Source organism: Thiocapsa bogorovii (assembly GCF_021228795.1).
Lineage (GTDB): Bacteria > Pseudomonadota > Gammaproteobacteria > Chromatiales > Chromatiaceae > Thiocapsa > Thiocapsa bogorovii.
Map to the genome: position 1 here is coordinate 2,004,269 of NZ_CP089309.1, position 13,547 is coordinate 2,017,815.

Here is a 13,547-nt window from a genome sequence, read left to right on the forward strand (position 1 = left end):
CAGCCGACCGGCTCGAAAGAGCCCCGCTCGGTGCTACCCGCATCCGGCTCGACCCATAACCTTCCCGAAAACACTTGGAGGTCGATATGGCAACGATCGAAGAAGTCGAGATGGGGCGTTACGCGCAAGAGTTGGAAGACGACGTCCGCCATCTGGTGCGCAAGTATTGCCGCATTATGGCTTGGGATATCCCCGACCTCGACGAACAAGCCGCGCGCCGGCTCATCCTCGCAGCCCTGCGTTCCTCCGTGACCCGTGTCGAATCCGAGTAACGGGGCATCGACATGTCCAACGGCGTCGCCGCCGTCGTGGCTATCCGACGCCATCGGGCATGCTCGGGACCAGCGGCGGGCCGCCCCGGGATACGTCCCGCGACACTCGGCTTTCTGGTTTGCATGCTTGCAGTGGCCGGCTGTCAATCCACGCCATCGAGCTCGCGCAGCGATGCCTGCAACTTCGTCCCGGGCATGACCACGGATGACCTGGCTCGATGCGGCTGCATCGCAAGTAACTCACGAAGCGACGGATCCGTCATGCTGATGTCGGAGGAAGCGCTGAACAACACGCGCACCGTCGCCATCGTCAATTACATGTGTCCGCTCGGTGCATCCGGTGTCGCGAGGGTCGCGGTCATGAACGGCATCGCCACGACCGTCTACGAGTAGAAAACACGAGACCAAGCGAGTCGATGACGATGAGAGCAATAGACAAGCTCGTTCGGCGATGGCAGCTCAAAGCGATGGACCACATCGACACGGCGGCGCTGGTACGGGCCGGCAACCGACGTCTCGTCGAACGGTTTCAACGCGTCGCACGCGACGTTCCGGCCTATGGCGCCATCCTGAAGAGGCACGGCGTCAGTGCGGAGAAGATCCGCACGCCCGCCGATTTCCAGGCACTGTGCCCGGTTCTCGAAAAGCAGGACGTCTTCGGAAGCGCCCCGATCGAGCAGCTGTGCGTCGGCGGACGGCTCGGTCCGCTGGCGGGTGTCCTGACAAGCTCGGGACAGGGCGGGCGGTTCGCCTTCGGTCTCTCCACGCATCGGCAAAACAAACGCGCGGCGAAGGTGATCGAGTTGGCGATGGAATATGCCTTCGGTACCGATCGCTACCGCACCCTCCTGATCAATGCGCTACCGATGGGCGTACGCTTTTCCTGCTCGACCGTCACGGTCGCCGAGACCAGTGTGCGCGAGGATATGGTGTGTGCCTTGGTCGAGCGGTTTTCCCCTCGGTACGACCAGACCGTCCTGGTCACGGACCCGCTCTTCTGCAAACGCATCCTGGATTACGGCCGTGCGGCGGGGCTCGCGTGGGAACGCTTCAAGATCCATGTCATCCTCGGCGAGGAGACCTTCGGGGAGGCTTTCCGTCACTACGTCGCAAGTCGACTCGGGCAGGACCCCGAGGGTTGGACGCGCGGCTTGGTCGGCTCCTCGATGGGTGTCGGCGAGCTCGGCCTCAATCTCTTTTTCGAGACCCGGGACACGGTTCGCATTCGACAAGTGGCGTATCGGCAGCGCGATGTCCTCGGCGAGGCACTCGGCGATTGGCCAGGCCGGGTCCCGCCGCTGGTCTTCGTTTACGATCCGATGCGGATCTTCGTCGAGATCATCGAGCCCGATGCAAACGGTTTCGGTGCCTTGACCCTATCGACACTCGACCCCTCCTTGATGCTTCCCCTCATCCGTTATCGCACGGGTGACCGCGCCAAACTGGTGAGCAACACGGAGATGGCGCGCGCTCTGCCGCGCGCGGGCGAGAACGGCATTGCCGTTCCGAAGCTGCCGATGATTGCCTTGGCAGGGCGGGAGAAGGATGTCCTACCCGACGGACGCACATTGCTCGACATCAAGGACGCGCTCTACTCGCGGCCGCATCTCGCGGATCAGCTCAGCGGGGCCTTTCGGATCGAGCCCGGGGATTCCGGAACCCGTCTACACGTTCAGATGGGGCCGGCCTCGGAGGCACGGGAAAACGAGATCGCCGAGGGCTTGGCGGCCTGCCTCCAGCGGCCGGAGTCTGCACCGCGCGATCGGCTGGAAATTTGGCGCTACAGTGAATTTCCATTCGGCCGAACGCTCGACTACGAGAGGAAATTCAGCTATATCGAATAGACTCGAGCCGATCGGGCAGCCGAGGTGCTCGGCTCACGCGAGGAAGCCGCCTCCCATCGGCCGTCACTCACGCGGCGGAGCCGCACGCCCGCCACCTGCTATCCGGAACCTTTAGGCCGTCCGGCAGAAGGTCGTGCTCGAGACCCGTGACCATGTAAGAAAATGTATCGGGAGATGCCCGGGAAATCCCTTTCTCGAGCGCCTCGATACTGACGACATAGGGTCGCACGGGACCGTAATAATCCGTTTCCGGCCCGGCCGGCATGTATTTGAATCCCATGCGCTTGAGCAACACGTACAAGCTTCGCTCCATGGCGAAGACCCAGTGGGTAATTCCGAGCCGCTTGCTCTGCTGGTAAAGCACGCGACAGAGTCCCATCAAGATCTCCGGGGTATTTCGGGGTGGCGCAAAGTAGACGACATCTGCCCCCGCCCGCGACCGTGGATCATCACGCGGCGGACCCCCGTAAGGCGTGTCACCCTCGCGCCTGCGAAACGCCTTGGAGACTGCGAGACGCGATAACTCTCCGTATCGGGGCAGCAAGGGATGACTCGGGTCGTTGAGGAAGCTGAATTCCTCCGAGAAGACGCAGTGCTGCGTCGCCGGAAAGCCGAGCGGAGAGTGCATCACCAGCCGCGCAGTGCCCGCCGGATGCCCTCCCCGATGGGTTGCCAGCACATGCAGCGCGTGCGAGTCGTAGGCGTCCGTCTCCAACTGCGCCGGATAGTCCGCCTCGTCCAAGAACCCGCGCTCGACGCAGTAGACCTGATAGCGAATCGCATAAACCGTTGCCAGATCTGCCGCATCGCGGACACAGGTGAACCGGAAATACGGATCCTGAGCGTGCCCCGCCCCCGGATGAATCGCTGACTCCAATGTATTCAAGCTTTTTACCCCCCGGTGGACACTATCGAATCCCGCGACCGCAGGCCAAGAGTCGGCGAAACAGAGGCGAGATTGCGCTGACCTCGAAGATCCCGTCGAGATTTCGCCGAGACACGCTTGGTTCTGCCCCAGAGATCGTGACTAGACCGATTGTGGAGCCTATCACATCAACAAGATAAGGCGTAATCCCAAAGATTACTGATCCAGCCTGCAATCGATCTTCGGCACCAACGCGACATGAAGCGCTTTTCACACGGATGTAACCCTTGTGTCTACGCACGCGCAGCAATTAGACTTGGGGCATCGCATCATCTCCCCAAGCACGGTCGCAAAGCGCGCTACCGCGCTCGATCATGGCAAAGATCATGACGAGAGTTGCGACTCGCAGACGCCCAGACAAGACGATCCACGCCGGTGCCCCCGGTTAACGGGGTCGATCGGCAAGGCATCGGTGCTGTTCGAAAAGGAAGCCGGCCCGCGATCAAGCGGGTCGCGACGACCTTCGACACTGTCCGCCGGCGCTTTTAAGGACCTCGCCACGGGGCCTCGATCTTCGAGCGCACCCGTGATGGATGAGTCGATTCAGGACATCTGGAACACGCCTTGATCTCCCGACGGTCCGTGCGCAACATCCTCAAGAGCTTGGTCGCTGTGACCTTGTGCTGCGGGTCGTTGCATGTGAGCCCGCAAGAGTTGATCGCCAATAGGGACGCCGGAGTCGAGAGCTTGACGCGCAACGAGGCCCGCCTTTTCTTCACGATGCGCCTCAAGAACTGGCCCAACGGAACCTTGGTCAAGGTTTTCGTACTCCCCGACAACAACCCGCTTCATATTCGCTTCTCGAACGAAGTCCTCGGACTCTACCCCTACCAACTTCGCCGCGTTTGGGACCGGCAGATCTTCTCCGGGACCGGACAAGCACCGACAACGGTATCGAGCGAGCAGGAGATGCTCGAGCGCGTCGCAACGACGCCTGGAGCGATCGGCTATGCAGACGGACCCATCGATAATTCAAGCATTCGCGTGTTGGAGGTGCGTTGAGATGCGTACCCGGCTCTCTATCGCGGTCATGCTGGCATGGATGGCCCCGAGCGCGGCTCCGGCCCTGGAGTTTGTCGAGGGGAAACTGCAGGTTCACGGCTTCGCCAGCCAGGCGGTCGTCAAGTCGACCGACAACTACTATTTCGGCGACAGCCCCAGCACGTCGTTCGATTTCACCGAAATCGGACTCAATGCCTCATACCAAAGTACGCCGAACCTTCTGTTTTCGGGCCAGCTCTTGGTGCGACGCGCCGGTGAGATGTACGACGGCACCCCGTCTCTGGACTATGGTCTGGTGGATTTTTCGCCCGTCTCCGATACCGAGAAGCGCCTTGGGGTGCGTCTCGGGCGCATCAAGAATCCGTTCGGACTCTACAACGAGACGCGCGATGTTCCCTTCACGCGCCCGAGCATCTTTCTCCCCCAAGTCATCTACTACGACAAGATTCGCAACGGATTGCTGTCGTATGACGGCATCATGTTCTACGGTGACCGTTACCTGGAGCAGGGGAATCTCTCGCTGCAACTGGGCGTCGGGCAGTCCGTGATCGACGACAACGTGGAATGGGCCTATCTCGGCGACGACGTGGACGGCGAGATCCAGGCGGAGGGCATCAACTGGGGGATCGGCAGCTTCTGGTTCTCGACCCCGGCCGACGAGCTCAAGCTCGGTCTCAGCGCCATCGTGACCGAACTGGACTTCAATGCCGGCCCGGAAGCCTTCCTGAACTCCGGCACCATCGATGTCTTCGACTGGGTCGCTTCGTTCCAGTACAACGCCGCGGATTGGACGATCTCGGCCGAGTATTCCCGTGCACCGACGCGCTGGAACGATCTCGGCCCCTTTTTCCCCTTCAAAGACCAGGTCATGGAAGGCTATTATCTCCAGGGTGCCTACCGGCTTCGACCGAATCTCGAGATCATGGCCCGCTACGAGGAAGGTTTTGCAAACCGCAACGATCGCGACGGGCGGGATTTCTCGGATCTCACCGGCGGCATCACACCACGCTTTGATTTCTTCTCCAAGATCCTGACCGCGGGCCTGCGCTGGGACATCAACCCGAACATCATGTTGCGTCTCGAATTTCAGCGATACGACGGAACCTATGCCTTGTCGATCCGCGAGAACCCGGAGCCCGGCAATCTCGTTCGCGAGTGGGATGTCTTCGCCGCTTCGATTTCGGTGCGTTTTTGAGGCCCCCGGGAATGGAGGAGGAAGCCACCCTCAAGGCCACGCCCTCGGTCGATCTGAGTCTGCGCTGGAAGGCACTCATCGCCATGACCCTGGCGCTCGTGCTCGTCAATGCATCGCTCGCGTTGATCTCGAACTTTCAGCTGACCAGTCAATTCGAGCTCCAACAGAGCGCGGTCCGGGATCAACAGGCTCGGCAGTTGCGCGCTCTCGTGGAAGAAGACACGCTGGAAATGTCGAAACTCGCCAGCCTGGTTCCTTTGCTCAGTGGCGGCCAAGCAGCGACGATGGGCCCGGACGCTGCGATCGAGGAGGCATTAGTCACCAACGGCGCCATGCTCGATCTGGAATGGGATATTCGATCGGTACAGTGGGTACGGCCCGACGGCAGCACGGCCATCGTCTGGCCGGAAGATGCGCAGGATGTTCCAGATGCGCTGCGCGCCGAGCTTCGCGACAACCCGGAGCAGGCGATTGCGGCACTCCTATGCAGCCCGGAATGTCGGCAGTACAAGGCAACCCCATTGCTGTGGGAGGGCTCCTTCGCCGGAAACCTGGTCCTGGGCCGCTCGCTCGCCGATGCATTGCTGGCCTTCAACGCACTGACCGGAGCCGAGGTCGCCATCACCTGGCATGACGATGCCCGATCCGCCGAGCTGCTGGATCCGCTGAGCCCGAACTACCTGGATTTTCCCGCCGTCACCTACCCGGACGACACCCTGCCGGTTCTGCGCGCCGCCGCGCCGACGCTCGCGAGCGGCGACACGAGGCATGAGCCGCTGCTGATCCCGCATGGGTCGGGTTGGTACGAGATCTTTCGCATCCCGGCACTTGCCGCCCGTATCGACGCGCTGGTGATCAACGACGTGACCACTCAGCGCGAGGCGATCCGCACGGCCACGACCGGCAGCATTCTGCTCGGAATCCTAGGCTTGATCCTTTCGGGCTCGTTGCTCCTGCTGATCATCAAGGGCCCTTTGTACCGACTCAGGGATCTGGCCACGGTCATCCCTTTGCTGGCGGAAAACCGCTATACGGATCTTCGCCGTCAGCTCCCGGGACGTTCCAAGTCGCTTATGCCGCGCGACGAGATCGATCTCATGACGGAAACGGTCAGGAGCCTCACCGACCGCATGGAGCTGCTTCAGTACGACCGCGTGCAGGCCGAGGCGCGCCTGGTCTGGCTCGCCGATCACGACCCCTTGACCCAGTTGTACAATCGCCGTCGTTTCAACGACGATTTCGAGCGCATCCTGGATCAAACGATCCGTTTCGGTCATCAGGGAGCGCTCCTCTTCCTGGATCTCGATCAGTTCAAGGACGTTAATGATCTGAGCGGCCACCGCGTCGGCGATACCTTGCTTCAGCGCGTCTCCGAGCAATTGAGACTCGTCACCCAGACGAGCGATCTGCTCGCACGCCTGGGCGGCGACGAGTTCGCCCTGGTCTTGCCCGAAGCGACCGAGGACGACGCCCTCGCCAGCGCGGAGTCGATCCAAGAGGCCGTCTGCTCGATCAGCCTTCAGGAGCACGGCCGCCGCCACAGGGTCACTGCGAGTATCGGCATCGTCATGTTTCCGACCCAGGGGACCGACATCGGCCAACTCATGGCGAGTGCCGATCTGGCCATGTATCAGGCCAAAGAGAAGGGACGCGGGCGCTGGTATCTCTTCTCCGAGGACGACCAGGGCAAGGAGCAGCTCGACGCCCGGGTGCTCTGGCGCGAGCAGATCAATCAGGCATTGACCCAGGGCCGATTCGAGCTGCACGTGCAACCGATCATCGAGATTGCGACCGGAGGAATACGGCACATGGAGGTCTTGCTCAGGATGCGCGATGCACGCGGCGGGATGGTCTATCCGGATCGGTTCATCCCGGTGGCGGAACGCACCGGGCAGATCCAAGCGATCGATCGGTGGGTCATCGACAATGCTCTTGCCGCCATGGAGCTGCGAGCCGACCTGAAGCTCTCGATCAATCTCTCCGCCAGCGCCATGGACGATCCCTTACTGCTGATGGACCTGCGACATCTTCTGGAAAGACACCGCATCGCGCCCGAGCGGATCTCCTTCGAGGTCACCGAGACCGCCGCGATCAACAGCTTGCTGAACGCGACGCGCCTGATGCGCGGTATGCAGGAGCTCGGGTGTCGTTTCGCCCTGGATGATTTCGGCAGCGGTTATGCCTCTTACGCCTACTTGCGCAAGCTTCCGGTCGACGAGGTCAAGATCGACGGGGCCTTCGTGCGAGACATCGCCAAAAACCCCGAAGATCGGATTTTCGTGAAGGCGATCACCGACATGGCCCACGGCATGGGGAAGCGCGTCATCGCCGAGTTCGTCGAGAACGCCGAGATTCTGGAGATTCTAAAGGGACTCGGGGTCGACGACGCCCAAGGATACTATTTCAGCAAGCCGGTCAAGCTGCAGCAACCGGACACGCCGATAATGTTCGACGGCGTCCTTTGAATACCGAAGCGTCCCCACGACGGATGGTCACCTCACCGCACCGGACATGAATCGCCCGTGAGCTCGTTGCGGGACGATCCAGCGGGGCTGCGGGCCGATACAGCCGGCGTGCCTGCGGCATCAGGAAGGGTTCAAGAACAAATGAGACGACTCGACGAGAGAATACCTTTGTCACGATTGTCGTTGTCGTAATCGACAACGATTCGGTGCTCAACGGATTTCCGGCACTTGACCAAGTAGCATCGACCGGGACCCTGGAGGCGGGGTACGGGAAGGAATCTATCCCTCGCCGACCGACCCGCGGATCATCTCGAAGATCGCCGCTGAATCCTCCTCGCCCAGCCCACGCTCGACCAGCATGTCCAACCATTGCGCCACCGTCGCCGCCGTCGTCAGGGAGATCCCCAACTCCTGCGCCGACTCGAGCACGATCCGCATGTCCTTGCGGTGCAGGCGTGCCTTGAAGCCCGGCGTGTAATCGCCCTCGATCATCCGCAGGCCGTGCACCTCCAAGATGCGGCTGCCTGCGAAGCCGCCGAGCAGGGCCTCGCGCACCTTCCGCGGATCAACGCCGCTCGCCTGAGCCAACAGGACCGCCTCCGAGACGCCGGCAATGGTCGCTCCGACGACAATCTGGTTGCAGGACTTGCAGACCTGACCCGCGCCGTTGGGTCCGACATGCACGATGCTTCCGCCCATCGCCTCGAACAGTGGCTGCACCCGCGCAAAGGCGGCCGGCTCGCCCCCGACCATGATGGATAGCGTACCGGCTTTCGCTCCCGCCTCCCCTCCCGAGACCGGGGCGTCGAGCATCGCGGCTCCGGCGGCGCGAAGTCGCTCGGCCATCATCCGTGTCGACGAAGGAGAGATCGTGCTCATGTCCACCACCACTGCACCGGGCCGAACACTTTGGATGATGCCCTCCGGCCCGAGGATCACCTCTTCGACATCCGGGGTATCCGAAACCATCGTGAAGACGACATCCGCGTCGCGCGCCACGGCGACAGGACTCTCGGCTGTCCGCGCACCGGCTTCGGCGAGAGGTTGCATCGACTCGGTCCGACGTGCATGGACGACGAGCTCATAGCCGGCCTTTATCAGGTTCAGGGCCATCGGCCGACCCATAATGCCGAGTCCGATGAAGCCGACACGTTCGTTCATGATGTGATCCTCATTGACGGCCGAGACCAGGAGTCGAAGGCCGCGATGCGCCTGATCGTCGCCGAACCGCGCAACGTACGCCCCCGGGGCCTCGGTCCTCTTCTTGTTTCACGGAGGCCTCGCCCCCCGAACGCATGCAGAGGGGCAAGGACGAGGCGACCAAAAACCGCGCCGAGCGGACCGACCGTGACTCAGCCGTCGAGCAGCTCGAGCCAGTGCACGACTGGAATCTCGGTGCCGCCGGCGATCTGGAGCTGGCAGCCGATGTTGGCTGTCGCGATCAGCTCTGGCCGTCCGGACTCCAGGGCTTCGACCTTGTTCCCGAGCAGACGTGCGGAGAGCTCCGGCTGGGTGATCGAATAGGTTCCGGCGGATCCGCAACACAGATGGCCGTCCGGCACGGGAGTCATCGCGAATCCGAGTCCAGTCAGGACCGGCTCGACCACCTGCTTTATCTGCTGACCGTGCTGCAGCGTACAGGGTGCATGGAAGGCGACGCGGCGACCTCCGCCGGGCGAACCGAGCGGCGAAAGATCCAGGCTCGCGACGACCTCGATCGGATCACGCGCCAAGGCCGCCACACGTGCGGCCCGCTCTGCGTAAAGCGGATCCTCGGCCAAGGCGTGACCATAGTCCTTCACCATGGCGCCGCACCCGCTCGCGGTCACCAGGATCGCCTCGCAACCCGCCTCGATCTCGGGCCACCAGGCGTCGATATTGCGCCGCATCGCATCGAGCCCGTCGGTCAAGGCGTTCAAATGATAGGCGGCGGCACCGCAACAGCCGGCAGCGGGCGACTCGATCAGATCAATCCCGAGCCGCGCCAGCACACGCGCGGCCGCGGCATTGGTCACAGGCGTCGCGACCGACTGGACGCACCCGCCGAGCACCAGCATTCGACGATGCGCGGCCGGCTTCGGCCAAGCGCCGGCCGGACGCGGTGTCGGCAGCTTCGCCTTGAGCTTGGCCGGGAGCAGTGGTTTCATCCAACGCCCGATCCGCATCAGGGGGCCGAAGCGCGACGGATAGGGCACGGTCTTCACGAGCGCCCAGCGCAGCAGCCGCTCGGACACCGGACGCTCAACGCGCTCCTCGACCAGGTGTCGTCCGATATCGAGCAGTCGCGCGTAACGCACACCCGACGGACAGGTCGTCTCGCACGAGCGGCAGGTCAGACAGCGGTCGAGGTGCTGTTGCGTGATGCGGGTCGGCGCCTGTCCCTCCATGACCAGTTTGATCTGGTAGATCCGTCCCCGCGGACCGTCGAGCTCGTCGCCGAGCAGTTGATAGGTCGGACAGGTCGCGGTGCAGAAGCCGCAGTGGACGCAGGAGCGCAGGATGGCGTCGGCCTCGCGACCGGCGGGCGTGCTCAGAAACTCGGGCAGGATCTCGGTCTGCATGCCTGGCTCCTTACAGGGTCGGGTAGAGGCGACCGGGGTTCAGGATGCCGTTCGGATCGAAGGCACGTTTCATCTCGCGATGCAGTGTCATGAGTCCCGCAGGGAGCGGGTGGAAGACCTCCGAGCGGCGGTCACCCCCGCGAAACAGCGTGGCATGTCCGCCCACGGACGTCGTCGCGGCGCGGATGATATCGGCCGCGGCGTCGCTCCGCAGCCAGCGTTGCGCACCGCCCCACTCGATCAGCTGGACGCCCGGCAGAGACAGGGGCGGGACGGCAGGAGGCACCGACAAGCGCCACAAGGGTGCATCATCTGCAAAGAAAGGGTGGCGCTGCTCGCGGATCTGATCCCGCCAGAAGACGAGCGCCTCGCCCTCATCGACCGACTCGCCCCCGATGCGCTCGGCGGCGGCCGAGACGCCGCCTTGGTTGCCGGACAACCGAACCCACAGCCGCTCGCCGTCGAAGCAGGTCGCACTGATCGGCAGCGGCTTCGCGGCCCAGCCCGTCATCCGATGGATCGCCTCCGGCTGCGAGCAGGTCTGCACCAGTGTCCGCACGGTCGTCGAGATGGGGAGCACCTTCACGCTGATGTCCAGCAAAATGCCGAGTGTCCCGTAGGCTCCGGTCATAAGCCGCGAGATGTCATAGCCGGCGACGTTCTTCATCACCTCGCCGCCGAAACGCAGGATCTCGGCACGCCCGGTCAACACGCGCGTGCCCAGCACCAGATCGCGGGCCGAGCCTGCGTAAGGCCGCGCAGGCCCGGAAAGGCCGCAGGCGATGGTTCCACCCAGGGTCGCACCCAGGGTCGAGTTGTCCCCGTCCGAGTCATCGGCGAAATGCGGAGGCTCGAACGGGAGCATCTGCCCCTGCTCGGAGAGCGCCGCCTCGATCTCGCACAGCGGGGTGCCGCAGCGCGCAGTCACGACCAACTCCTTGGGCTGGTAGTTGAGGATCCCGGTATGCCCGGAGAGCGACAAGCCCTCGCCGTCGACCGCGCGACCGAGGGCCGACTTGGTGCCGTTGCCCTCCAAACGCAGGGGCAACGAGGCATCGGCCGCGGCTCGAACCCGATCTTGAAGCTCGGCGGTTAGGTCGTTGCTCACGGAGTCCACCTCGACAGATTGAAAAAGCCCGTATTGAACATCTCCAAACCGGGTCGGTTCCGACATCCTTGTCTGCCGCAAGGCCGAATCGGGCCGGAAGGATCGCAGATCGCGCGGGACGCGGTTCAGCGCGCGCTCGCGGCACGCAATGCGCTGCGGATGATGTTCTCTGCCCCGCCGCTGCCGTCGTCCGCCGCGCGGGCCATCCGGGTCGCATCGACCGGGCGGTAGCCCAGGGCCACCAGTGCGCTCACCGCATCGGCGAGCACCTGATCGCGCGTGTCGGCACCGCGGGGTTGCGTCTCGGGTAGATGGGGGGCGCTGCCCGGAATCATATCCAGGCTGTCCCGCAACTCCATCACGAGGCGCTGTGCAGTCTTCCGGCCGATCCCGGGGACCCGCACCAGCACATCGAGGTCTTCGTGCTCGATACATTGCGCGAAGCGTGCGGCGTCCATCGACGAGAGGATCGCCAGGGCCATCTTGGCGCCGACGCCCGTGACCTTGAGCAGACGCCGAAAGAGCGCACGCTCCTGCTCGCGGCCGAAGCCGTAGAGCAACCAGGCATCCTCGCGCACCACCAGGTGAGTCACCAGGACCACGGTCTCGCCGACGGCGGGCAGGTCGTAGAAGGTCGACATGGGGGCCTCGACCTCATAGCCGACACCGCCCACGTCCAGCAGCAGCTGGGGCGGGTGCTTGGAGAGGATCCTGCCGTACAGGCGGCCGATCACGGGCGCCAATCCCGCCAGGAAGCGGAGGCCCGCCCGCGCGCCGGGATGCCCATCGAGTGGGCATGACAGAGCGCGATCGCCAGGGCGTCGGCCTCGTCCTCGCAGGGGGTCTCGGTCAGCGCAAGCAGGACGCGAATCATGTGCTGGACCTGGGCCTTGTCGGCCCCGCCCGTGCCGACAACGGCGAGCTTCACCGTCTTGGGACTGTATTCGTGCACCGTCACGCCGGACTTGAGCCCGGCGCAGAGTGCCGCACCGCGCGCTTGACCGATCTTGAGCGCTGCGGTCGGATCACGGGCAAAGATGAGCTGCTCGACCGCCATCTCGTGGGGTGCGTGCTCGGCCACGATGGCGGCGACACCGTCGAAGATGCGGCCGAGACGATCCGGCCAGGGGTGTTCGCCGACCCGCAAGGTGCCGCTGGCGATCCAACGGCTGCGCTGACCGTCGGTATCGATGACACCGTAGCCGGTCGTGCGCGAGCCGGGATCGATACCCAGGATGCGGTGGCGAAGTCTCTCCGGGGATCCGATCGATGTGCGGCCGACCGACGCGCCGGGCCGGACGCCGGGCAGGCCCTGCCGATCGGCGGGTCGCCGGCGGTCTTCAGGCATCGAGCTCGGCCAGGATCTCGTCGGCGATATCGGCGTTGTGGTAGACCTCTTGGACATCGTCCAGATCGTCTAGGACATCAACCAGACGCAGCAGCTTCTCGGCCGTGTCGCGATCGAGCTCGGCGAGGGTCGCGGCATTGTAGGAGACTTCCGCCACCTCGGTATCGAACCCGGCTTGGGTGAGCGCGTCCTTGACCGAGGCGAAGGCCTCGGGCGTGGTGACCACGTCGAGCGAGCCGTCGTCGTTGGCGACCACATCCTCGGCTCCGGCCTCGAGCGCCGCTTCCATCACCGCATCCTCGTCGGTACCGGGCTGGAAGCTGATGATGCCTTGCTTGCTGAAGAGATATCCGACCGAGCCGTCGGTCCCCAGGTTTCCGCCGTGCTTGCTGAAGGCGTGACGAACCTCGGCCGCGGTGCGGTTGCGGTTGTCGGTCATGCAATCGACCATAATGGCGACCCCGCCCGGACCGTAACCCTCGTAGCGGATCTCCTCATAATCGTCGCCCTCCATCCCGCCGGCGCCGCGCTTGATGGCGCGCTCGACCGTATCGCGGGGCATGTTGGCGCCGAACGCCTTGTCCATCGCCAGACGCAGACGCGGATTCGCACCGGGGTCACCTCCACCCTCGCGGCTTGCAACCGTGACCTCGCGGATGAGCTTGGTCCAGACCTTTCCGCGCTGTTTGTCCTGAGCCGCCTTGCGGTGCTTGATGTTGGCCCATTTGCTGTGACCCGCCATCGGTAACCTCTCTTCACTCACGATCGACCGAGCGCGCGCCCCACCCCACGAGCCCGGCCCCGGATAGGGAAGCCTGATCAGGGCC

13 protein-coding genes are annotated in these 13,547 nt (G+C 63.8%); 6 read left to right on the plus strand and 7 right to left on the minus strand.

What is annotated here, in order from left to right:
* Positions 1 to 86: 86 nt before the first annotated feature.
* The 3 genes from LT988_RS09105 to LT988_RS09110 all read left to right on the plus strand — a co-directional run bounded on the left by LT988_RS09105 (position 87) and on the right by LT988_RS09110 (position 2,116).
* Entirely contained in the window at positions 87 to 272 is a 186-nt protein-coding gene (locus LT988_RS09105) for a hypothetical protein (RefSeq protein WP_232409845.1), read from the plus strand.
* 261 nt (positions 273 to 533) lie between these two features.
* Positions 534 to 665, plus strand: a complete 132-nt coding sequence (locus LT988_RS25245; protein WP_269752116.1) for a hypothetical protein — start codon at positions 534 to 536, stop codon at positions 663 to 665.
* A gap of 29 nt (positions 666 to 694) precedes the next feature.
* Positions 695 to 2,116 (plus strand): phenylacetate--CoA ligase family protein, encoded by a 1,422-nt coding sequence (locus LT988_RS09110; RefSeq protein ID WP_232409846.1) that lies wholly within the window; start codon positions 695 to 697, stop codon positions 2,114 to 2,116.
* Positions 2,117 to 2,183: 67 nt separating this feature from the next.
* On the opposite strand, the gene LT988_RS09115 is transcribed toward LT988_RS09110, so the two are convergent.
* On the minus strand, positions 2,184 to 3,002 hold the full coding sequence (locus LT988_RS09115; RefSeq protein ID WP_232409847.1) for a PEP-CTERM/exosortase system-associated acyltransferase: 819 nt from the start codon (positions 3,000 to 3,002) through the stop codon (positions 2,184 to 2,186).
* 603 nt (positions 3,003 to 3,605) lie between these two features.
* Here LT988_RS09115 and LT988_RS09120 point away from each other — a divergent pair.
* The 3 genes from LT988_RS09120 to LT988_RS09130 are packed head-to-tail and all read left to right on the plus strand — an operon-like array spanning position 3,606 to position 7,703.
* Positions 3,606 to 4,043, plus strand: a complete 438-nt coding sequence (locus LT988_RS09120; protein WP_232409848.1) for a type 2 periplasmic-binding domain-containing protein — start codon at positions 3,606 to 3,608, stop codon at positions 4,041 to 4,043.
* A 1-nt stretch (position 4,044) separates the two neighbouring features.
* Positions 4,045 to 5,238, plus strand: coding sequence for an OprO/OprP family phosphate-selective porin (locus tag LT988_RS09125; RefSeq protein ID WP_232409849.1), 1,194 nt, complete (start codon positions 4,045 to 4,047; stop codon positions 5,236 to 5,238).
* 11 nt (positions 5,239 to 5,249) lie between these two features.
* Positions 5,250 to 7,703, plus strand: a complete 2,454-nt coding sequence (locus LT988_RS09130) for a putative bifunctional diguanylate cyclase/phosphodiesterase (RefSeq protein ID WP_232409850.1) — start codon at positions 5,250 to 5,252, stop codon at positions 7,701 to 7,703.
* 279 nt (positions 7,704 to 7,982) lie between these two features.
* On the opposite strand, the gene LT988_RS09135 is transcribed toward LT988_RS09130, so the two are convergent.
* The 6 genes from LT988_RS09135 to LT988_RS09160 form a co-directional block, all read right to left on the minus strand.
* The gene (locus LT988_RS09135; RefSeq protein WP_232409851.1) at positions 7,983 to 8,864 is read right to left on the minus strand and encodes a 2-hydroxy-3-oxopropionate reductase; all 882 of its coding nucleotides are present in this window, start codon (positions 8,862 to 8,864) and stop codon (positions 7,983 to 7,985) included.
* A gap of 191 nt (positions 8,865 to 9,055) precedes the next feature.
* On the minus strand, positions 9,056 to 10,264 hold the full coding sequence (gene glcF, locus LT988_RS09140) for a glycolate oxidase subunit GlcF (protein ID WP_232409852.1): 1,209 nt from the start codon (positions 10,262 to 10,264) through the stop codon (positions 9,056 to 9,058).
* Between the two features lie 10 nt (positions 10,265 to 10,274).
* Entirely contained in the window at positions 10,275 to 11,372 is a 1,098-nt protein-coding gene (gene glcE / locus LT988_RS09145) for a glycolate oxidase subunit GlcE (protein ID WP_232409853.1), read from the minus strand.
* 125 nt (positions 11,373 to 11,497) lie between these two features.
* Positions 11,498 to 12,106, minus strand: coding sequence for a Holliday junction branch migration protein RuvA (ruvA, locus tag LT988_RS09150; RefSeq protein ID WP_232409854.1), 609 nt, complete (start codon positions 12,104 to 12,106; stop codon positions 11,498 to 11,500).
* On the minus strand, positions 12,103 to 12,720 hold the full coding sequence (gene ruvC, locus LT988_RS09155) for a crossover junction endodeoxyribonuclease RuvC (protein ID WP_232409855.1): 618 nt from the start codon (positions 12,718 to 12,720) through the stop codon (positions 12,103 to 12,105). The genes ruvA and ruvC overlap by 4 nt, the downstream gene beginning before the upstream one ends.
* The gene (locus LT988_RS09160; RefSeq protein WP_232409856.1) at positions 12,713 to 13,462 is read right to left on the minus strand and encodes a YebC/PmpR family DNA-binding transcriptional regulator; all 750 of its coding nucleotides are present in this window, start codon (positions 13,460 to 13,462) and stop codon (positions 12,713 to 12,715) included. The genes ruvC and LT988_RS09160 overlap by 8 nt, the downstream gene beginning before the upstream one ends.
* Positions 13,463 to 13,547: the final 85 nt, after the last annotated feature.

Excerpts from the sequence above, each read along its gene's own strand:
- LT988_RS09105 (WP_232409845.1), top strand. The coding sequence starts at position 87 with ATGGCAACGATCGAAGAAGTCGAGATGGGGCGTTACGCGCAAGAGTTG.
- LT988_RS25245 (WP_269752116.1), top strand. The coding sequence starts at position 534 with ATGCTGATGTCGGAGGAAGCGCTGAACAACACGCGCACCGTCGCCATC.
- LT988_RS09110 (WP_232409846.1), top strand. The coding sequence starts at position 695 with ATGAGAGCAATAGACAAGCTCGTTCGGCGATGGCAGCTCAAAGCGATG.
- LT988_RS09125 (WP_232409849.1), top strand. The coding sequence starts at position 4,045 with ATGCGTACCCGGCTCTCTATCGCGGTCATGCTGGCATGGATGGCCCCG.
- LT988_RS09130 (WP_232409850.1), top strand. The coding sequence starts at position 5,250 with ATGGAGGAGGAAGCCACCCTCAAGGCCACGCCCTCGGTCGATCTGAGT.
- LT988_RS09135 (WP_232409851.1), bottom strand. The coding sequence starts at position 8,864 with ATGAACGAACGTGTCGGCTTCATCGGACTCGGCATTATGGGTCGGCCG.
- glcF (WP_232409852.1), bottom strand. The coding sequence starts at position 10,264 with ATGCAGACCGAGATCCTGCCCGAGTTTCTGAGCACGCCCGCCGGTCGC.
- ruvC (WP_232409855.1), bottom strand. The coding sequence starts at position 12,720 with ATGCCTGAAGACCGCCGGCGACCCGCCGATCGGCAGGGCCTGCCCGGC.
- LT988_RS09160 (WP_232409856.1), bottom strand. The coding sequence starts at position 13,462 with ATGGCGGGTCACAGCAAATGGGCCAACATCAAGCACCGCAAGGCGGCT.